Genomic DNA, 18,661 nt, shown 5'->3' on the forward strand with positions numbered 1-18,661 from the left:
TCTCTCTTTTTAGGACAGGGTGAATTCACGCCTATGAAGCCTTCTATTGTTGCCAAACTGGAAGCCCTTTACGAACGCCATGAGGAAGTTCAGGCGCTACTCGGCGATGCCGCAACCATCGCCGATCAGGATAAATTTCGCGCATTGTCGCGCGAATACGCACAGCTGAGCGACGTCGCCCGCTGCTACACCGACTGGCGTCAGCTGCAGGATGATATCGAAGCCGCGCAGATGATGCTCGACGACCCGGAAATGCGCGAAATGGCGCAGGAAGAGCTGCGCGAAGCGAAAGAAAAGGGTGAGCAGATGGAGCAGCAGCTGCAGGTTCTGCTGCTGCCAAAAGACCCGGACGACGAGCGTAACGCGTTTGTTGAAGTTCGCGCCGGTACCGGCGGCGATGAAGCGGCGCTGTTCGCGGGCGATCTGTTCCGTATGTACAGCCGTTACGCGGAATCACGCCGCTGGCGCGTGGAAATCATGAGCGCCAACGAAGGCGAGCACGGCGGCTTTAAAGAAGTGATTGCCAAAATCAGCGGCGACGGCGTCTATGGGCGACTGAAGTTCGAATCCGGCGGCCATCGCGTACAGCGCGTACCGGCCACCGAATCCCAGGGGCGTATCCATACCTCCGCCTGCACCGTGGCGGTGATGCCGGAGCTGCCGGAAGCCGAAATGCCGGATATCAACCCGAGCGATCTGCGCATCGATACCTTCCGCTCCTCCGGCGCGGGCGGTCAGCACGTTAACACCACCGACTCGGCGATCCGTATTACCCACCTGCCGACCGGCATCGTCGTCGAGTGTCAGGACGAACGTTCTCAGCACAAAAACAAAGCCAAAGCGCTGTCGGTGCTTGGCGCGCGTATTCGCGCCGCGGAAGTCTCCAGGCGCCAGCAGGCGGAAGCCTCAGAGCGCCGTAACCTGCTGGGCAGCGGCGATCGCAGCGATCGTAACCGCACCTATAACTTTCCGCAGGGCCGCGTGACCGATCACCGCATCAACCTGACGCTTTACCGTCTGGACGAAGCGATGGAAGGCAAGCTGGATATGCTGATTGAGCCGATCGTTCAGGAATATCAGGCCGATCAGCTGGCCGCCCTTTCCGAGCAGGAATGATGACTTTTCAGCAGTGGCTGACGCAGGCCATCGTCCGCCTGAGCCAAAGTGAAAGCCCGCGCCGGGATGCCGAAATCCTGCTGGGTCACGTGACCGGCAAAGCGCGGACCTATATTCTCGCCTTTGGCGAAACGGCGCTGACGGCGGCGCAGGCCGCCGAGCTGGAAACGCTGCTCAGCCGTCGCGCCCGGGGCGAGCCGGTGGCTCATCTGGTGGGCCAGCGCGAATTCTGGTCGCTGCCGCTGTTCGTTTCTCCCGCCACGCTGATCCCGCGTCCGGATACCGAATGCCTGGTTGAACAGACGCTGGCGCGGTTATCCGACAAGCCGTGCCGTATTCTCGATCTCGGCACCGGCACCGGCGCCATCGCTCTGGCGCTGGCCAGCGAACGCCCCGATTGCCACGTCACCGCCGTTGACGTAATGCCCGACGCGGTGGCGCTGGCGGCGCGTAACGCTGAACATCTCGCTATCCCTAACGTCAGGATACTGCAAAGCCACTGGTTTAGCGCGCTCGCCGGTCAGCAGTTCGACATCATCGTCAGCAATCCGCCCTATATCGATGAAACCGACCCGCATCTTGCGCAGGGTGATGTGCGCTTTGAGCCGAAAACGGCGCTGGTCGCCGCCGATGGCGGTCTGGCCGATCTGGCGCATATCATCCGCGAAGGCCGCCGCTATCTGGCTGCCGGCGGCGTGATGCTGCTGGAACACGGCTGGACGCAGGGGGAAGCGGTGCGCGCAATCTTTCGCGCGGCGGGTTATGGCAATATTGCCACCTGTCGCGACTACGGAGACAACGAGCGTCTGACGCTCGGGCAATATCAGGGAGGCGTATGAATCTGTTTAACGCGGTACTGTATCTGCATATCGCCTGCGTGGTGGTTTCGGTGAGCCTGTTCGTGCTGCGCTACTGGTGGAGCTGGAGCGGTAACCGTCTGCTTGACCAGCGCTGGGTTCGTATCGCGCCGCACTGTAGCGATACGCTGCTGTTTCTCAGCGGCGCCGGACTAATGGCAATAACGCACTATCTGCCGTTTACCGAAGAGGGTACATGGCTGACTGAGAAGCTGTTTGGCGTTATCATTTATATCGCATTGGGATTTATCGCGCTGGGCCGTCGTCGCCAGCGCAGTCAGCAGAGCCGGTTTGTCGCCTTTCTGCTGGCCCTGGTGGTGTTGTTTATCATTATTCAACTCGCCATCACAAGAACACCGTTACTGGGGTAAGGCATGAGGTCGTTAGCTGATTTCGAATTTAATAAAGCGCCGTTATGCGACGGCATGGTCCTCATTTCTGAATTAATCCGCGACGATTTTCCGACGCACTATGTGCAGGATGAGCTGGAGCGGCTGCTGGGCCTGGCGCGTGAGGAGATTGCCGCTTCGTGGGACCAGGAGCGCCAGATAGAACGTCTGCTGGAGCTTTTCTATCATGACTGGGGCTTTAGCGATTCGCGCGGCGTTTACCGCCTGTCCGACGTGCTCTGGCTTGATAAAGTCCTGAACAATCGTCAGGGTAGCGCGGTATCGCTAGGCGCAATCCTGCTGTGGATTGCTCAGCGTCTGGCGCTGCCGGTGGTGCCGGTGATTTTTCCGACCCAGATGCTGCTGCGCGCCGACCCTGAAGAGAGCGAAGAGATGTGGCTCATTAATCCATTTAACGGCGAAACGCTCAACGAGCATACGCTGGAAGTGTGGCTGAAGGGCAATATTAGTCCGGTCGCCGAGTTGTTTAACGAAGACCTCGATGAAGCCGACAACGCGGAAGTGATCCGCAAGCTGCTCGACACGCTCAAATCGGCGCTGATGGAAGAGCGGCAGATGGAGCTGGCGTTACGGACCAGCGAAGCGCTGCTGCAGTTCAATCCGGAAGACCCGTACGAAATTCGCGACCGGGGACTGATATATGCCCAGCTGGATTGCGATCACGTGGCGCTGCAGGACCTCAGTTACTTCGTTGAACAGTGCCCGGAGGATCCCATCAGCGAGATGATCCGCGCGCAGATCAACACCATTTCGCACAAACAAATTACATTGCATTAGTCTGAAACCATTCCGGTTACACCCTGATAAGGCGAACTTATGAAACAAAAAGTGGTTAGCATTGGTGATATCAACGTAGCAAACGACCTGCCATTCGTGCTGTTTGGTGGCATGAACGTGCTGGAATCCCGCGATCTGGCGATGCGTATCTGCGAACACTACGTGACCGTCACGCAGAAGCTGGGCATTCCTTATGTGTTTAAAGCCTCTTTTGATAAAGCTAACCGTTCTTCCATCCACTCCTATCGCGGGCCGGGGCTGGAAGAAGGGATGAAGATTTTCCAGGAGCTGAAACAAACGTTCGGCGTGAAAATCATCACCGACGTTCACGAAGCCAGCCAGGCTCAGCCGGTCGCTGACGTGGTGGACGTTATTCAGCTGCCAGCGTTCCTTGCCCGTCAGACCGATCTGGTTGAAGCGATGGCGAAAACCGGCGCGGTGATCAACGTGAAAAAACCGCAGTTCGTGAGCCCGGGCCAAATGGGCAATATCGTCGATAAGTTTATCGAAGGCGGCAACGACAAAGTGATCCTTTGCGATCGCGGCGCGAACTTCGGCTACGATAACCTGGTGGTCGACATGCTGGGCTTTGGCGTGATGAAAAAGGCCTCCAATAACTCACCGGTTATCTTCGACGTTACTCACGCTCTGCAGTGCCGCGACCCGTTTGGCGCCGCTTCCGGCGGACGCCGCGCGCAGGTTGCCGAACTGGCGCGCGCCGGGATGGCGGTGGGTATCGCCGGCCTGTTTATTGAAGCGCACCCGGATCCGGAACACGCGAAATGCGACGGTCCGTCCGCGCTGCCGCTGGATAAACTGGAGCCGTTCCTCAAGCAGATGAAAGCCATCGACGATCTTGTTAAAAGCTTTGATGAGCTCGATACCAGCAAGTAATCGCTGCTGAAACGACAAAAGCCTGCCGGTTTTATAACCGGCAGGCTTTTTTGATCTCCCCGAACGGCATGACGCCGCCGGGGGAGGTTCAGGCAAAAATGGTCATCAGGTAGGCGGCGAACAGCGCCAGGTGCGCCGCGCCGTTCAGCACATTGGTACGCCCGGTAGAGAACGATATCTGGCACAGCAGCAGCGAGGCGACCATCACCACCATTTCCGGCGCGCCAAGGCCAAAGCGCAGTTCGTTGCCGGTGAGGAAGGCGATAAGCGTCACCACCGGTACCGTCAGGGAAATGGTGGCCAGCACGGAGCCGAAGAACAGGTTCATCGCCCGCTGGACCTGATTGTTCAGGACCGCTTTCAGCGCGCCAAGGCCTTCCGGAGAGAGGATCAGCAGCGCGACCAGGAAGCCGGTAAAGGCGACGGGGGCATTCATGCTGGTCAGCAGCGTCTCCAGCGGATTGGCGTTCATTTTAGTCACGGCGATAACCGCAACCAGGTGTACCAGCAGCCAGGCGGTGTGCCACTTGCTGCTATGGGCCGACGGTTTGCCGTGATGCGGGTCATCGTCGTCGCCGTCATCCTCGTGTTCGTAAACAAACAGGCTCTGGTGCGTTTTCGTTTGAATCAGCAGGAACACGCCGTACATGGCGGCGGAGATCAGCGCAACCAGCAGCGCCTGGCCGGTGGTGAAATTAGCCCCGGGCAGCGCCATGGGAAAGACCAGGACGATGATCGCCAGCGGAAAGAGGGCGATGAGGTACTGTTTAAGGCCGAACAGATTCATATACTGGGTGGCGAATTTGCGCCCGCCCAACAATAAAGAAAAACCTACCAGCCCGCCGGTAACAATCATGATGATTGAATAAAGCGTATCTCGCATCAGGGTCGGCGCGGCGTCGCCGGTGGCCATTAATGCGGAAATCAGGCTGACTTCGAGAATAACCACTGAAAGGCTTAAAATTAACGAACCATAGGGTTCGCCAAGGCGGTGCGCCAGAACGTCGGCGTGGCGAACAACGCTGAACGCGCTGCTCAGGATCCCGACCAGCGCCAGGATATTAATGGCAACGACCACTGGCAGTGACTGGCTGCTTCCCCAGAAAAACAGCACCGCCAGCGCCAGAACCGGAAAGGCGAGGGTGGTCTCCTTGTGGCGGGTTTTCACCGCCTCATGTGCATCGGTCATGAATTATCTCCAGGTGTGCAGGTGTTATAATTATAGATACTGTAAGTTAATAAAATAACAGACATTGATCGAACTACTTTGTTTTTTTACTTAAATTTACCACTCTGGCCATGGAAAAGTGGTAGATTGCCATAAACTGCGGTTACTCTCGTTTTGTATTTATTATTCAGATAATTACTAAAACATCTTTCTCATTTATCCATCGCCTTGCCAGCCGGTAAATCGCCTGACAAACTGACTATTCACCCTAAATCTGGAGGTCGCCATGCCCTATAGCAACAAAAGTGTATTACCCGACAGCGTTCAGCACGTTCTGCCTGCGCATGCCCAGGAGATTTACAAAGAGGCCTTTAACAGCGCCTGGGGCCAGTATAAGCATAAAGAAGACCGACGCGATGACGCCAGCCGTGAAGAGACGGCGCACAAAGTCGCCTGGGCGGCGGTGAAAAATGAGTACCAAAAAGGCGATGATGATAAGTGGCATAAGAAGAAGTAATCGCTTTTGCTACGTCATGTGCTGCCTGAGCCCTTGCCCGCGGCTCGTTCATTGCTTATTGTCAAATAAAGCTGGATAATAATTCGGCAATACTTCACGGATGGCACCAGATAATCGCCGGGAAGCGGGCAGTGGCGGAGGTAGTAGAAAGTGTTAACGCGTGATTTCTTACTGAATGCGGATTGTAAAACGGCGTTTGGCGCTATTGAGGAATCGCTTCTTTGGTCGGCAGAGCAGCGGGCAGCCTCTTTGGCGGCGACCCTGGCCTGTCGTCCGGACGATGGCTCGGTGTGGATCTTTGGCTACGGTTCGCTGATGTGGAATCCGGCGCTGGAGTATCGCGAGTCCTGTACCGGTACGCTACCGGGCTGGCACCGCGCGTTTTGCCTGCGGCTCACCGCCGGGCGCGGTAGCGCCACTCAGCCGGGTCGAATGCTGGCGTTGAAAGAGGGCGGGCGCACCACCGGGGTTGCCTACCGCCTGCCTGATGACACTCTCGAAGAAGAGCTGACCCTGCTGTGGAAGCGGGAGATGATCACCGGCTGCTACCTGCCGACCTGGTGCAAGCTGGATCTGGACGATGGCCGCACCGTCAATGCATTAGTTTTTATTATGGACCCGCGTCATCCGCTGTTTGAGGCGGATACCAGCGCGCAGGTGATTGCGCCGCTGATAGCCCGCGCCAGCGGCCCGCTTGGCACCAACGCTCAGTATCTGTTCTCGCTCGATCAGGAGCTGCGGAAACTCGGGATGTACGATGCCTGCCTCGACGATTTAGTCGGCAAGGTGCGTCATCTGCTGGGGGAAAGCAGCCAGCCCGGGCTGGCTTAAGAGTATATCGCCCGGGTTTCCCCGGGCGTTTGCTATCAGGCGGGAACGTAGCTGATGGAGTGCTCCAGCGACTGGCTGTGGCTGTCGATGAGAACGTTCCAGGTGCCGCTGTAAGGCACGGTCAGATACGCGCTATCTCTGTCCTGCACACTCAGAATATCCGCATGACTATCGCCAGGCACTTTGGCGCTCATCAGGTGAATGTGGCAGCGTTCGGAACAACGCACCACCAACGTATCACCGCCAAACAACGTTAAACTTGCTTTTACCATTGCCATTTAATCTCGACCCCGTTTCTGTCTACAGCATCCTGCCAGCCCATTAACCCGCGTGATATTGTTCACACTTTGCTCTGTGCATAACACCAAAGGGGAGGGGGGCAGATGCTGATTTTGATCAAAAAAAGGAATAAAGATTAAACAAAAATGACGTTGTGCCTGAAAGCATTCAGCTGACATTGTTTTCGGTTAACAAACGCCGCCAGCTTAATATTTAATCCCGTTGAATGGCGGATTTTTAGAAGGTCAGGACTTTATCCGCCGCCAGCGTCCACTGCGCCAGCTCGACGAGGGTGCCAATCTCCACGCCATCAATCAGCGGCAGCGCGCCGATCCCCCGGCCGTCAGCGCAGGTTTTACACAGCTTCACCGGCACGTTTTGCGCGGTGAGGATCTCCAGCATCTGCTGAATGTTGTAGCCTTCCGCTGGCTTCTGTCCGCGCAGGCCGGCGGTCACCGCATCAGACATTAAAAATAATTTCAGTTCGAGGTCAGACTGCTGCTCGCGCAGGGCGATAGCCAGACGCAGGCTATTGAACAGGGATTCGCTGCCGTAGGCGGCACCGTTAGCGATAATCACAATACGTTGCATAAGGACTCCTTCTATAAGGCACGGTTATTGCTTGGCTGAAGTATAAAGCGTTAACCCGGGGGAAGGGTATGAATAATGTGGCGGGTAATACACCTGAGGTGGTCGACTGGTTTGCGCGCGCGCGTCGCTTACAGAAGCGGCAGCTGCACCAGCTGGCGCAGCAGGGGGCGCTGGCAGGCCAGATAAGCGCGCTGGTGCATATGCTGCAGTGCGAGCGCGGCGCGTCAAATATCTGGCTATGCTCGGGCGGCAGACTATACGCGGCGGAGTGCCGGGCGGGCGCGGCGCTGGTTGATGAGCAGCTCACGCGGTTTTATGCGGCGCTGGAACCTGCCCGCGATGCCGCCAGCAGCGCGCTCTGCTGGCGAATTGCCTGCGCGGTGTGGTATCTGACGCAGCTTGTCGCGTTGCGTAAACGCGTGCGCGGCCTGGAGATTGCCGCAGAAGAGGCCACCGGGCAGTTTAGCCGCATTATCCGCCACCTGTTGAATATCGTTCCGCAGCTCAACGACAGTATCGACGATCCGCAAATCGCCGGGCGGATGGTCGCGCTTTACAGCTTTATGCAGGGGAAAGAGCTGGTCGGACAGGAGCGCGCGCTGGGCGCGCTGGGCTTTGCTCGCGGACAGTTCAGCGATGAGCTGCGCCAGCAGCTGGTGGACCGCATTGACGGCCAGCAGCCCTGTTTTGACACTTTTCAGGCTTTAGCCAGTTCGCCGCAAACCGTTCTGTTTGTTGAACAGTGCCAGGCCGGTCTGGAAATTGAACAGCTGCGGCGGGTCGCCTGCACCCGCCAGCCGCCGCCGGACGAGGGAGAAACGGCTCTGCGCTGGTTTTGCGTTCAGACCCAGCGTCTTGAGCAGCTGCGCGGCGTGGAAGAGCGGCTGATCGCAGACCTGCTTAACGCGGCCGATGCGCTGCTGGAGGGAGACGATCGGGAGGTCCAGGTGCCGCCCGCCGACTGGCAGGAGGACGGTATAGCCCTGCGGCTGGATAAGCAGCTGTTGCCGCTGGTGCGCCAGCAGGCCCATGAGCTACAGCAGCTCTCCGCCCAGCTCGCGTCCTTAAAAGATGCGCTTGAAGAGCGCAAGCTGATTGAAAAAGCCAAAAGCGTGCTGATGACCCACCAGGGAATGCAGGAGGAGCAGGCCTGGCAGGCGCTGCGTAAAATGGCGATGGACAAAAATCAGCGCATGGTTGAGATAGCCCGCGCGCTGCTGACGGTGAAGTCGCTATGGCAAGTACCACCTAAGGAGTAGATGCACAATCAGTGGGCATATGTTGCCAGCCGACGGTGCAGTTTTTGCCTCAAACGCCCCCGGCAAATGAGCCAACGCGCGTGAACCGGGCCTCCGCAAATCTGGCATTGGCTTTGCATTAAATAAAACAAGTGAATAAAGGTTTTGGGCAGCGGGCCAACGGCGGCACGTATGTCTAAGGATAAAGGCGTCCAGCGGTGCGTAAGCACCGCCGGACGCTTTTTTTTTGCGCGTTTCTGGAGCGGGTATGGGCGATACGTTTTCAATTTCACGGCGGCGTTTATTACAGGCGGGGGCGGCGCTGGGCGGCGCGATGCTGCTCCCCGGCATGATGCAGGCGGCATGGGCGGCAGGGTCGGATAAGCCGGAACAGACTACCGTGCGGGTCGGTTTTATTCCGCTGACCGACTGCGCCCCCTTAGCCATCGCTTCCCTGAAGGGATTCGATAAAAAGTACGGCATCACCCTCGTCCCGAGCAAGGAGGCCAGCTGGGCGGCGGTGCGCGACAAGCTGGTTGCCGGGGAGCTGGACGCCGCGCACATTCTGTACGGCATGCTCTACGGCCTTGAGCTGGGGATCGCCAGTAAACCGCAGGCGATGGCCAATCTGATGACCCTTAACCGCAACGGTCAGGCGATAACGCTCTCCAGCGAGCTGCAGGAGAAGGGCGTCACCGACCTGGGCGGGCTGAAAAAACTGATCGACCAGCAGGCGCCGGGCAGCTACACCTTCGCCCACACCTTCCCAACCGGCACCCACGCGATGTGGCTCTACTACTGGCTGGCGAGCGGTGGAATTAATCCCTTTGACGATATTCGCACCGTCGTGGTGCCGCCGCCGCAGATGGTAATGAACATGCGCATCGGCAATATGAGCGGCTTTTGCGTTGGCGAACCGTGGAACGCGCGCGCGATAAACGATCGTATCGGCTTCACCGCCGCCACTTCGCAGGATATCTGGCCGGAGCATCCGGAAAAAATTCTCGGCACCCGCAGCGAATGGGTTGAGCGTCATCCCAACACCGCGCGCGCGCTGGTGGCGGCGCTGATAGAGGCCCAGCGCTGGATTGACGCATCCGCCGAGAACACCCGCGAAACGGCGCGCCTTCTCGCCAGACGCGCGTGGCTGAACACCAAAGAGCAGTACCTCAGCGGGCGCATGCTCGGCGAATACGACAACGGTATCGGCCGCCGCTGGCAGGACGCGCACCCGATGCGCTTCTACGAACGGGGAGAAGTGAGTTTTCCGTGGCTCTCGGACGGCATGTGGTTTTTGACCCAGTTCCGCCGTTGGGGATTGCTGAAGTCGGCACCGGATTATCTGGCGGTGGCCCAGCGCATTAACCGGATTGACGTCTGGAAAGAGGCCGCGCAGGCGGTCGGCGGCATCAGCGCGCCGACGCAGGCGATGCGCAGCAGCACGCTGATCGATGGCAAGGTCTGGAATGGGGCCGATCCGGAAGGCTACGCCCGCAGTTTCGCGATTCAACGTAAGGGGGCATGAGATGAAACACGCATATAAACCGCAACCGCAGGCCGGCGCCGACAGCGCGCCCGGCGAAGTCATTACCCTGCCGCCGCTGCAGGTGCGCAAAACCACGCCTTCGCTCAGCCGCTGGCTGCGGGATGTCACCCAACGTCTTCTGCCGCCGCTGCTCGGGCTGGGATTGCTGCTGCTGGGCTGGCAGCTGGCGGCGATGAACAGCAAAGGCTTTCCGACGCCGCTCAGCACGCTGGATTCCGCGCTAACCCTTTTCGCCGACCCGTTTTATCAGGACGGGCCGAACGATATGGGCATCGGCTGGAACGTGCTGGCGTCGCTGCAGCGGGTGGCGGTGGGATTTGGCCTTGCCGCGCTGGCGGGAATTCCGCTCGGCTTCCTGATTGGCCGCTCGCTGTTTTTCGCCCGCATGTTTAACCCGCTGATCGCGCTGCTGCGCCCGGTCAGCCCGCTGGCCTGGCTGCCCATCGGCCTGCTGCTGTTCCAGAAAGCGGAACCCGCCTCCAGCTGGACCATTTTTATCTGCTCGATCTGGCCGATGGTCATTAACACCGCCGAGGGCGTGCGGCGCATTCCGGAAGATTACCTCAACGTCGCCCGGGTGCTGCAGCTGTCGGAGTGGACGGTGATGCGCAAGATCCTCTTTCCGGCGGTATTGCCCGCGGTGCTGACCGGGGTTCGTCTCTCCATCGGTATCGCCTGGCTGGTGATTGTCGCCGCCGAAATGCTCACCGGCGGCTTAGGGATCGGCTTCTGGATCTGGAACGAGTGGAACAACCTCAACGTCGAAAACATCATCATCGCCATCGTCATTATCGGCGTGGTCGGGCTGCTGCTGGAACAGGGGCTGATGCTGCTCGCCCGTCGTTTTAGCTGGCAGGAAAAATAGGGAGTCGCAGATGAAACCATTAATTCAGGTCCAGGGCGTCAGCCAGCGTTTTAACACCGCCAGCGGCGAATTCCTGGCATTGCAGAACGTCTCCTTCGACATCTACGAAGGGGAGACCATCAGCCTGATCGGCCACTCCGGCTGCGGTAAATCAACCCTGCTGAATCTGATAGCCGGGATAGCCCTGCCGACGGAAGGCGGCCTGCTGTGCGACAACCGTGAAATCGCCGGGCCGGGGCCGGAACGCGCGGTGGTGTTTCAGAACCACTCCCTGCTGCCGTGGCTGACCTGTTTTGACAACGTGGCGCTGGCGGTGGATCAGGTCTTTCGCCGCAGCATGAGCAAAGGCGAGCGCAAAGAGTGGATTGAGCACAACCTCGAGCGGGTACAGATGGGGCACGCCCTGCACAAGCGCCCGGGAGAAATCTCCGGCGGCATGAAGCAGCGCGTTGGCATTGCCCGGGCGCTGGCGATGAAACCGAAAGTGCTGCTGCTGGATGAACCCTTTGGCGCCCTTGATGCCCTGACGCGGGCGCATTTACAGGACGCGGTGATGCAGATCCAGCAGTCGCTGAATACCACCATCGTCATGATTACCCATGACGTTGATGAAGCGGTGCTGCTTTCCGACCGGGTGCTGATGATGACCAACGGTCCGGCGGCGACGGTCGGGGAGATCCTCGACGTCAATCTGCCGCGACCGCGCCATCGCGTGCAGCTGGCGGACGATAGCCGCTATCACCATCTGCGCCAGCAGATCCTGCACTTCCTCTATGAAAAACAGCCGAAAGCGGCATAGGGGGCGGCGATGAGGCGGCAACTGGTGATTATTGGCAACGGTATGGCGGCCACGCGCCTGGCGCAGGCGCTGGTGGAGCGCGATGCGCAGCGGTTTAGCATCACCCTCATCGGCGATGAGCCGTGCCAGGCCTATAACCGCATTCAGCTGTCGCCGGTGCTTGGCGCCGAAAAAGCGGCAAGCGAGACGCTGCTGCTGCCCGCGTCATGGTATCCGCGGCATAACGTGACGGTACGCGCCGGTGAAACGGTTACGGCGGTGGATATTGCGGCCCGTACGCTGCAAACCACCGCAGGCGAACTGGGCTGGGATGAGCTGGTGTTCGCCACCGGCTCACTGCCGTTTCTGCCGCCGCTGCCGGGCATCACCCAGCCGCACGTTTTTGCTTTCCGCACCCTGGCGGACGTTGAGGGCATCCTGGCCATCGACGGCCCGGCGGTGGTCATTGGCGGCGGCGTACTCGGCGTAGAGGCCGCCGCGGCGCTGCGGTGTCATGGTGACAGTGTCACTTTACTCCATCGCGGAAGCGGGCTGATGGAGCAGCAAATCGATGCTTTTGCCGGCGAGCAGCTGCAAATGCTGCTTGCCGAGCGCGGGATTCGCTGCGTGATGGAGAGCCGTATCGCCGCCATTGATGAACATCAGGTGCGGCTGGAGGACGGGCGCGCGTTTGCCGCCTCGCGGGTGGTGCTGGCGACCGGCGTGCAGCCGAACAAACGGCTGGCCGAGCGCAGCGGGCTGGCCTGCGCCCGCGGCATCCTCGTTGACCGCCAGCTGGCAACCGCGCAGCCGGGCGTCAGCGCCATCGGCGAGTGCTGTGAAATCGACGGTCAGACCTGGGGGCTGGTGGCGCCATGTCTGCGCCAGGCGGAGGTGCTGGCGGACCGCCTGTGCGCGACCCCTGGCGAGGATTTCAGCTGGCAGGACAGCGGCACTCGCCTGAAGGTCACCGGCATTGAGCTCTTCAGCGCCGGCGAGCTGCGGGCCGCCGAACAGGATGACGTATATACCAGCTGGGATCCGCTGGACCGCCACTACCGTCGCCTGCTGCTGCGCGACGGCAAGCTGCGCGGCGTACTGCTGCTGGGCGATTGCAGCAGCGCCGCGCCCCTCACCGCTCTGCTGGGGGCGCATGCGCCGGCGCCGGCAGAGTGGCTCTTCGATCCCTCTTCAACGATGCAGCCGCGCGCTGCGGGACAAACTACGATGACAAAACCTGTATTAGTGCTGGTCGGACACGGTATGGTCGGCCACCATTTTCTTGAGCAATGCGTCGACCGTCACCTTCATCAACAGTATCGGATTGTGGTGTTCTGCGAGGAGCGCTATGCCGCTTACGACCGGGTTCATCTGACTGAATATTTCGCCGGACGCAGCGCGGAATCGCTGTCGCTGGTTGAGGGCGATTTTTTCGCTCAGCACGGTATTGAGCTGCGCCTGAGCGAATCGGTCGCCAGCATCGACCGCGAAGCGCGGGTGGTGCGCGATGCCTTCGGCCACGAAACCCACTGGGATAAGCTGGTGCTGGCGACGGGGTCTTACCCGTTTGTTCCGCCGGTGCCGGGTCATAATCTCGAGGGCTGTTTTGTTTATCGTACGCTAGACGACCTCGACCAGATTGCCGCCCGCGCCGCAACCGCCCGACGGGGTGTGGTGATCGGCGGCGGCCTGCTCGGGCTGGAAGCGGCCAACGCGCTGAAGCAGCTGGGGCTGGAAACTCACGTTGTCGAGTTTGCGCCGAACCTGATGGCGGTGCAGCTGGACAACGGCGGCGCTGCGATGCTGCGGGAAAAAATCAGCCAACTGGGCGTCGGGGTGCATACCAGCAAGGCGACGACGGAAATTGTTCGCAATGAGCAGGGGCTGCAGCTGAACTTCGCTGACGGCAGCTCGCTGGCGACTGATATGCTGGTATTCTCCGCAGGTATTCGCCCCCAGGACGCGCTGGCGCGCAGCGGCGGACTGAACGTAGGCGAACGCGGCGGCATATGCATCGACAACCAGTGCCGTACCTCCGACCCGGACGTACTGGCGATCGGCGAATGCGCCCTGTGGGAGAACAAAATTTATGGTCTGGTGGCGCCCGGCTATCAGATGGCGCGGGCCGCGGCGGCCACCCTGGCGGGTGAGGCGGGCTGCTTTAGCGGCGCGGATATGAGCACTAAGCTTAAGCTGCTGGGCGTCGATGTCGCCTCGTTCGGCGACGCCCAGGGGCGCACGCCGGGCTGTCAGAGCTATCAGTGGACTGATGGGCCGCAGCAGATCTACAAAAAAATCGTGGTCAGCGCGGAGGGCAAAAAACTGCTCGGCGGGGTGCTGGTCGGGGATGCCAGCGACTATGCCACGCTGCTACAGATGATGCTTAACGGGATGGCTTTACCCAAACACCCGGAAAGCCTGATCCTTCCGGCGCGTGAGGGCAGCGCGCCAAAAGCGCTCGGGGTAGCGGCGCTGCCGGACAGCGCGCAGATTTGCTCCTGTCACAACGTCAGCAAAGGCGATATCTGCCAGGCGGTGAGCGGCGGCGCGGGCGATATGGCGGCGATAAAAAGCTGCACTAAAGCGGCGACCGGCTGCGGCGGCTGTAGCGCGCTGGTGAAACAGGTGATGGAGTACCAGCTTGCCGGGCAGGGCGTTGAAGTCAAAAAGGATATCTGCGAGCATTTTCCGTGGTCGCGGCAGGAGATCTATCACCTGGTACGCGTCAACCATATCCGCACCTTCGAACAGCTGATTGCCCGCTATGGACACGGCCACGGCTGTGAAGTCTGTAAACCTCTGGTGGCCTCGGTGCTGGCCTCCTGCTGGAATGAATATCTGCTGAAGCCGGCGCATCTGCCGCTTCAGGACACCAACGATCGCTACTTCGCCAATATTCAGAAAGATGGCACCTATTCGGTGGTGCCGCGCATGGCGGCGGGAGAGGTGACGCCGGACGGGCTGATTGCGATCGGCCAGATCGCCAAACGCTATCAGCTATACAGTAAAGTGACCGGCGGCCAGCGTATCGACCTGTTCGGCGCGCGCCTGGAGCAGCTCCCGGCAATCTGGCGCGAGCTGGCCGAGGCGGGATTTGAAACCGGCCACGCCTACGGCAAATCCCTGCGGACGGTGAAATCCTGCGTCGGTTCGACCTGGTGCCGCTACGGCGTCCAGGATTCCACCGGCCTGGCGGTCACCCTCGAACATCGCTACAAGGGGCTGCGCGCGCCGCACAAAATTAAAATGGCCGTCTCCGGCTGTACCCGCGAATGCGCGGAAGCCCAGGGGAAAGATATTGGGGTTATCGCCACGGAGAAGGGCTGGAACCTGTACGTTTGCGGCAACGGCGGCATGAAGCCGCGCCATGCCGACCTGTTCGCCAGCGATCTTGATGAAGCCACCCTTATTCGCAGTATTGATCGGTTGCTGATGTTCTACATTCGTACCGCGGATCGCCTGCAGCGCACCAGTACCTGGATGGATAACCTTGAGGGCGGGGTCGACTATCTGCGCGACGTGATCCTCGAAGACAGCCTCGGCATCGGCGAAGAGCTGGAGCAGGAGATGGCGCGGGTGGTCGAGAGCTACCAGTGCGAATGGCAAACCACCCTTAACGATCCGCAGCGGCTGGCGCTGTTCCGCTCCTACGTGAACAGCGATGAGCCGGACGAAAGCGTACAGCGGCAAACCCTGCGCGGCCAGCCACAGCTGGCCCCGTTCGCGGCGCAGGCCGAACCGGCGCTGCCGTCCCGCCCGTGGCAGGCCATTTGCGATCTCGACGCCATTCCTCAGCAGGCGGGGATTGGCGCGCGGCTCGGCGAGCGGCAGATTGCGCTGTTCCGCTTCGGCGACCAGGTGTATGCCCTCGATAACCTCGAGCCGGGCAGCGAGGCCAACGTTTTGTCGCGCGGCCTGCTTGGCGATGCGGGCGGCGAACCGATCGTGATTTCACCTCTGTATAAGCAGCGTATCCGCCTGCGCGATGGCCGCCAGTGCGACGGCGGCGAACTGGCGGTACGCGCCTGGCCGGTCAAAGTGGAGAACGGTAAAGTGTGGGTTGGCAACCAGCAGCTGCTGGCGCGCGCGGAGGCTTCCTGATGACGGAAACCAGGACCACGTGTCCCTATTGCGGAGTCGGCTGCGGCGTTATCGCCAGCCTGAATGCCGATGGCCAGGTTACCGTACGCGGGGATGAGCAGCACCCGGCAAACGTTGGCCGCCTGTGCGTGAAGGGGGCGGCGCTGGGCGAAACCGTCGGCCTGGCTGGAAGATTGCTCTTCCCGGAAGTCGACGGCGAGCGCGCAACCTGGACTCAGGCGCTGGCGGCGGCGGGTTCGCGCCTGCGGGAGGTTATCGACCGTCACGGGCCGCAGGCGGTGGCGTTTTATGCCTCCGGCCAGCTGCTGACCGAGGACTACTACGCGGCGAATAAGCTGATGAAGGGGTTTATCGGCGCGGCAAATATCGATACCAATTCGCGGCTGTGCATGTCTTCAGCGGTTACCGGCTACAAACGGGCGCTGGGCGCTGATGTGGTGCCGTGCAGCTATGAGGACGTGGAAAACAGCGATCTGGTGGTGCTGGTCGGGTCGAACGCCGCCTGGGCGCATCCGGTACTCTATCAGCGGCTGGCGCAGGCGAAGCGCGACAATCCGCAGATGCGGGTGGTGGTCATTGATCCGCGTCGGACCGCCACCTGCGATATCGCGGACCGGCATCTGGCGCTGGCTCCCGGCAGCGACGGCGGGCTGTTTGTCGGCCTGCTGAACGCCATTGCCGCCAGCGGCGCCATCAGCGGTGATTTTAGCGATGCGCCGCAGGCGCTGGCTATTGCCCGGAACTGGGACCTCGACAAAGTAGCGCAGTTCTGCGGCCTGCCGCGACAGCAGGTCGCCGATTTCTATAGCGAGTTTATCGCCGCTCCGCGCGCCATCACGCTCTATACCATGGGGATTAACCAATCCGCCAGCGGCAGCGATAAATGCAACGCTATCATCAACGTTCACCTGGCGAGCGGGAAATTTGGCCGCCCGGGCTGTGGGCCTTTTTCGCTGACCGGACAACCTAACGCCATGGGCGGGCGCGAGGTGGGTGGGCTGGCGACCATGCTGGCGGCGCATATGAATTTTGAAACCGATGATTTACGGCGTCTGGCGCGCTTCTGGGGGACCGAACGTCTGGCGCAAACGCCGGGGCTGACGGCGGTGGATCTGTTCGCCGCCATTGGCCGCGGCGAGGTGAAAGCGGTGTGGATTATGGGCACCAATCCGGTGGTGTCGCTGCCGGACAGCCATGCGGTAAGCGAAGCGCTGGCGGCCTGCCCGCTGGTCATCGTTTCCGACGTCGCCGCCGCTACCGATACCGGACGCTTTGCCCATATCCGCTTTCCCGCGCTGGCGTGGGGAGAGAAGAGCGGCACGGTAACCAACTCCGAACGGCGGATCTCACGCCAGCGCGCTTTCATGCCGCCGCCGGGGGAGGCCAGAGCCGACTGGTGGATCGTCGCCCGCGTGGCCCAGGCGCTGGGCTTCGGCTCCGCCTTTGCCTGGCAGCATCCGCACGAGGTGTTCAGCGAACACGCCGCGCTTTCAGGATATGAAAACGATGGCCAGCGGGCGTTTGACATCGGCGGACTGGCGGATCTCAGCCGCGAAGCGTGGGATGCGCTGGAACCGGTGCGCTGGCCGGTGAGCCGCAGCCATGCAAGCTGGGGTTTGCTCAAGGGGTGGCACCGCAGCGGCAAACTGCGCATGGTCCCGGTGACCCCACAGCCCACTCGGGCGGTCACCGATGCGTTCTATCCGCTGATCCTCAACAGCGGGCGGATCCGCGATCAGTGGCACACTATGACCCGCACCGGCGCGGTGCCGCGTCTGATGCAGCATATTAGCGAACCGGTGGTGGAAGTCGCGCCAGCGGACGCGACGCGCTATCAGCTGCTGGAAGGTGAACTGGCTCGGGTCCACTCACCGAATGGGGTGATGGTAGCAAAAGTGACAATCAGTGCTGGCCAGCGTCCCGGATCGCTGTTTGTGCCGATGCACTGGAATAATCAGTATGCTCGCCAGGGACGGGTGAATAACCTGCTGAGGGCGGTCACCGACCCGCACTCCGGGCAGCCGGAGAGTAAACAGGCGGCGGTAGCGATAGCCGCCTGGCTGCCGGCGTGGAAAGGCGAGCTTTTTGCTCGCCAGCCGGTTCCGCTCCCCGCCTCGCTGCACTGGCGGCGGCGGGCGGCGCAGGGCGTTATCCATCTTTCGCTGGCGGGGGATACCCGCTCCCGCGACTGGCTTGTGGGCTGGTGTCAGCGGCAGGGATGGCAGATGCAGGTAGCCGAAGGCGGCAACGTCTGGAACCTGCTGGCGTGGCAGGGGGGAGAGCTGATGCTCGGCTGGTGGAGCGACGCCAGCGAGCCGGCTATTGATGCCGAGTGGATTCACGCCGCGTTTCGCACCCCGCCGCAGAACGCCGCCCGGCGCCATGCACTATTGAGCGGCAGAAAAGGCGGCGATGAGATGCCGCGCGGGCGCATTATCTGCAGCTGCTTTAGCGTGGGCGAACGGGCGATAGGCGAAGCGATTGCCAGCGGCTGCCGTACGCCTGCCGCGCTGGGGGCGAAACTCAAATGCGGCACCAACTGCGGTTCCTGTCTCCCGGAGCTTAAGGCGCTGCTGGCGGCGAAGCAGGTTGAGGCCTGAGATTCAGCATATTCCTGGAATCGCGCGAGAGGCTGCGAGGGCGGGGAAAAAACGATAAACTTAGGTTTTGCCGCCACCACTTCGTGAGTAGAC

Annotated in this window: 16 protein-coding genes; 13 read left to right on the forward strand and 3 right to left on the reverse strand. The window is 60.8% G+C overall.

Annotation, left to right across the window (positions count from 1 at the left end):
* Positions 1-33 precede the first annotated feature (33 nt).
* Genes prfA through kdsA form a run of 5 tightly spaced genes read left to right on the forward strand, consistent with a single transcriptional unit; the run spans position 34 to position 4,054 of the window.
* Entirely contained in the window at positions 34-1,116 is a 1,083-nt protein-coding gene (gene prfA, locus F8562_RS18305) for a peptide chain release factor 1 (protein WP_004851884.1), read from the forward strand.
* Positions 1,116-1,955: a peptide chain release factor N(5)-glutamine methyltransferase gene (prmC, locus tag F8562_RS18310; RefSeq protein ID WP_014229755.1), complete on the forward strand. Its 840-nt coding sequence runs from the start codon at positions 1,116-1,118 to the stop codon at positions 1,953-1,955. The genes prfA and prmC overlap by 1 nt, the downstream gene beginning before the upstream one ends.
* On the forward strand, positions 1,952-2,344 hold the full coding sequence (sirB2, locus tag F8562_RS18315; RefSeq protein WP_004851880.1) for an invasion regulator SirB2: 393 nt from the start codon (positions 1,952-1,954) through the stop codon (positions 2,342-2,344). Before prmC ends, sirB2 begins: the two co-directional genes overlap by 4 nt.
* Positions 2,345-2,347: 3 nt before the next feature.
* Entirely contained in the window at positions 2,348-3,160 is an 813-nt protein-coding gene (gene sirB1, locus F8562_RS18320) for an invasion regulator SirB1 (protein ID WP_004851879.1), read from the forward strand.
* Positions 3,161-3,199: 39 nt separating this feature from the next.
* Positions 3,200-4,054, forward strand: coding sequence for a 3-deoxy-8-phosphooctulonate synthase (kdsA, locus tag F8562_RS18325; RefSeq protein WP_004103146.1), 855 nt, complete (start codon positions 3,200-3,202; stop codon positions 4,052-4,054).
* Positions 4,055-4,142: 88 nt separating this feature from the next.
* Here kdsA and chaA read toward each other — a convergent pair whose 3' ends face one another.
* Positions 4,143-5,243: a sodium-potassium/proton antiporter ChaA gene (gene chaA / locus F8562_RS18330; protein ID WP_004121802.1), complete on the reverse strand. Its 1,101-nt coding sequence runs from the start codon at positions 5,241-5,243 to the stop codon at positions 4,143-4,145.
* Positions 5,244-5,508: 265 nt separating this feature from the next.
* On the opposite strand from chaA, the gene chaB reads away from it, so the two are divergent.
* On the forward strand, positions 5,509-5,739 hold the full coding sequence (gene chaB / locus F8562_RS18335) for a putative cation transport regulator ChaB (RefSeq protein WP_094909333.1): 231 nt from the start codon (positions 5,509-5,511) through the stop codon (positions 5,737-5,739).
* 150 nt (positions 5,740-5,889) lie between these two features.
* Positions 5,890-6,570, forward strand: coding sequence for a gamma-glutamylcyclotransferase (locus tag F8562_RS18340; RefSeq protein ID WP_004851874.1), 681 nt, complete (start codon positions 5,890-5,892; stop codon positions 6,568-6,570).
* A gap of 35 nt (positions 6,571-6,605) precedes the next feature.
* Here F8562_RS18340 and F8562_RS18345 read toward each other — a convergent pair whose 3' ends face one another.
* Entirely contained in the window at positions 6,606-6,848 is a 243-nt protein-coding gene (locus tag F8562_RS18345; RefSeq protein WP_002910387.1) for a DUF1883 domain-containing protein, read from the reverse strand.
* 238 nt (positions 6,849-7,086) lie between these two features.
* Positions 7,087-7,440: a DsrE/DsrF/TusD sulfur relay family protein gene (locus F8562_RS18350; protein ID WP_014229754.1), complete on the reverse strand. Its 354-nt coding sequence runs from the start codon at positions 7,438-7,440 to the stop codon at positions 7,087-7,089.
* Positions 7,441-7,508: 68 nt separating this feature from the next.
* Here F8562_RS18350 and nasR point away from each other — a divergent pair, with 68 nt between their 5' ends.
* The 6 genes from nasR to F8562_RS18380 all read left to right on the forward strand — a co-directional run bounded on the left by nasR (position 7,509) and on the right by F8562_RS18380 (position 18,568).
* Positions 7,509-8,699, forward strand: coding sequence for a nitrate regulatory protein NasR (nasR, locus tag F8562_RS18355; protein WP_014838764.1), 1,191 nt, complete (start codon positions 7,509-7,511; stop codon positions 8,697-8,699).
* 247 nt (positions 8,700-8,946) lie between these two features.
* On the forward strand, positions 8,947-10,203 hold the full coding sequence (locus tag F8562_RS18360; RefSeq protein WP_014838763.1) for a CmpA/NrtA family ABC transporter substrate-binding protein: 1,257 nt from the start codon (positions 8,947-8,949) through the stop codon (positions 10,201-10,203).
* Position 10,204: 1 nt separating this feature from the next.
* Positions 10,205-11,089 (forward strand): nitrate ABC transporter permease, encoded by an 885-nt coding sequence (gene ntrB, locus F8562_RS18365; protein WP_014838762.1) that lies wholly within the window; start codon positions 10,205-10,207, stop codon positions 11,087-11,089.
* A gap of 10 nt (positions 11,090-11,099) precedes the next feature.
* Positions 11,100-11,888: an ABC transporter ATP-binding protein gene (locus F8562_RS18370; RefSeq protein ID WP_014838761.1), complete on the forward strand. Its 789-nt coding sequence runs from the start codon at positions 11,100-11,102 to the stop codon at positions 11,886-11,888.
* A gap of 9 nt (positions 11,889-11,897) precedes the next feature.
* Complete coding sequence (gene nirB, locus F8562_RS18375; protein WP_094909331.1) at positions 11,898-15,968, forward strand: nitrite reductase large subunit NirB; 4,071 nt, start codon at positions 11,898-11,900, stop codon at positions 15,966-15,968.
* Positions 15,968-18,568: a nitrate reductase gene (locus F8562_RS18380; protein WP_014838759.1), complete on the forward strand. Its 2,601-nt coding sequence runs from the start codon at positions 15,968-15,970 to the stop codon at positions 18,566-18,568. The genes nirB and F8562_RS18380 overlap by 1 nt, the downstream gene beginning before the upstream one ends.
* The last annotated feature ends 93 nt before the right edge of the window (positions 18,569-18,661 follow it).

It is taken from the genome of Klebsiella sp. RCJ4 (genome assembly GCF_009025755.1).
Lineage (GTDB): Bacteria > Pseudomonadota > Gammaproteobacteria > Enterobacterales > Enterobacteriaceae > Klebsiella > Klebsiella michiganensis.

Coding starts and splice junctions, on each gene's coding strand:
- ntrB (WP_014838762.1), top strand. CDS start 10,205: ATGAAACACGCATATAAACCGCAACCGCAGGCCGGCGCCGACAGCGCG.
- chaA (WP_004121802.1), bottom strand. CDS start 5,243: ATGACCGATGCACATGAGGCGGTGAAAACCCGCCACAAGGAGACCACC.
- kdsA (WP_004103146.1), top strand. CDS start 3,200: ATGAAACAAAAAGTGGTTAGCATTGGTGATATCAACGTAGCAAACGAC.
- F8562_RS18345 (WP_002910387.1), bottom strand. CDS start 6,848: ATGGCAATGGTAAAAGCAAGTTTAACGTTGTTTGGCGGTGATACGTTG.
- prmC (WP_014229755.1), top strand. CDS start 1,116: ATGACTTTTCAGCAGTGGCTGACGCAGGCCATCGTCCGCCTGAGCCAA.
- F8562_RS18380 (WP_014838759.1), top strand. CDS start 15,968: ATGACGGAAACCAGGACCACGTGTCCCTATTGCGGAGTCGGCTGCGGC.
- F8562_RS18370 (WP_014838761.1), top strand. CDS start 11,100: ATGAAACCATTAATTCAGGTCCAGGGCGTCAGCCAGCGTTTTAACACC.
- sirB2 (WP_004851880.1), top strand. CDS start 1,952: ATGAATCTGTTTAACGCGGTACTGTATCTGCATATCGCCTGCGTGGTG.
- nasR (WP_014838764.1), top strand. CDS start 7,509: ATGAATAATGTGGCGGGTAATACACCTGAGGTGGTCGACTGGTTTGCG.
- sirB1 (WP_004851879.1), top strand. CDS start 2,348: ATGAGGTCGTTAGCTGATTTCGAATTTAATAAAGCGCCGTTATGCGAC.
- F8562_RS18350 (WP_014229754.1), bottom strand. CDS start 7,440: ATGCAACGTATTGTGATTATCGCTAACGGTGCCGCCTACGGCAGCGAA.
- chaB (WP_094909333.1), top strand. CDS start 5,509: ATGCCCTATAGCAACAAAAGTGTATTACCCGACAGCGTTCAGCACGTT.
- prfA (WP_004851884.1), top strand. CDS start 34: ATGAAGCCTTCTATTGTTGCCAAACTGGAAGCCCTTTACGAACGCCAT.
- nirB (WP_094909331.1), top strand. CDS start 11,898: ATGAGGCGGCAACTGGTGATTATTGGCAACGGTATGGCGGCCACGCGC.
- F8562_RS18360 (WP_014838763.1), top strand. CDS start 8,947: ATGGGCGATACGTTTTCAATTTCACGGCGGCGTTTATTACAGGCGGGG.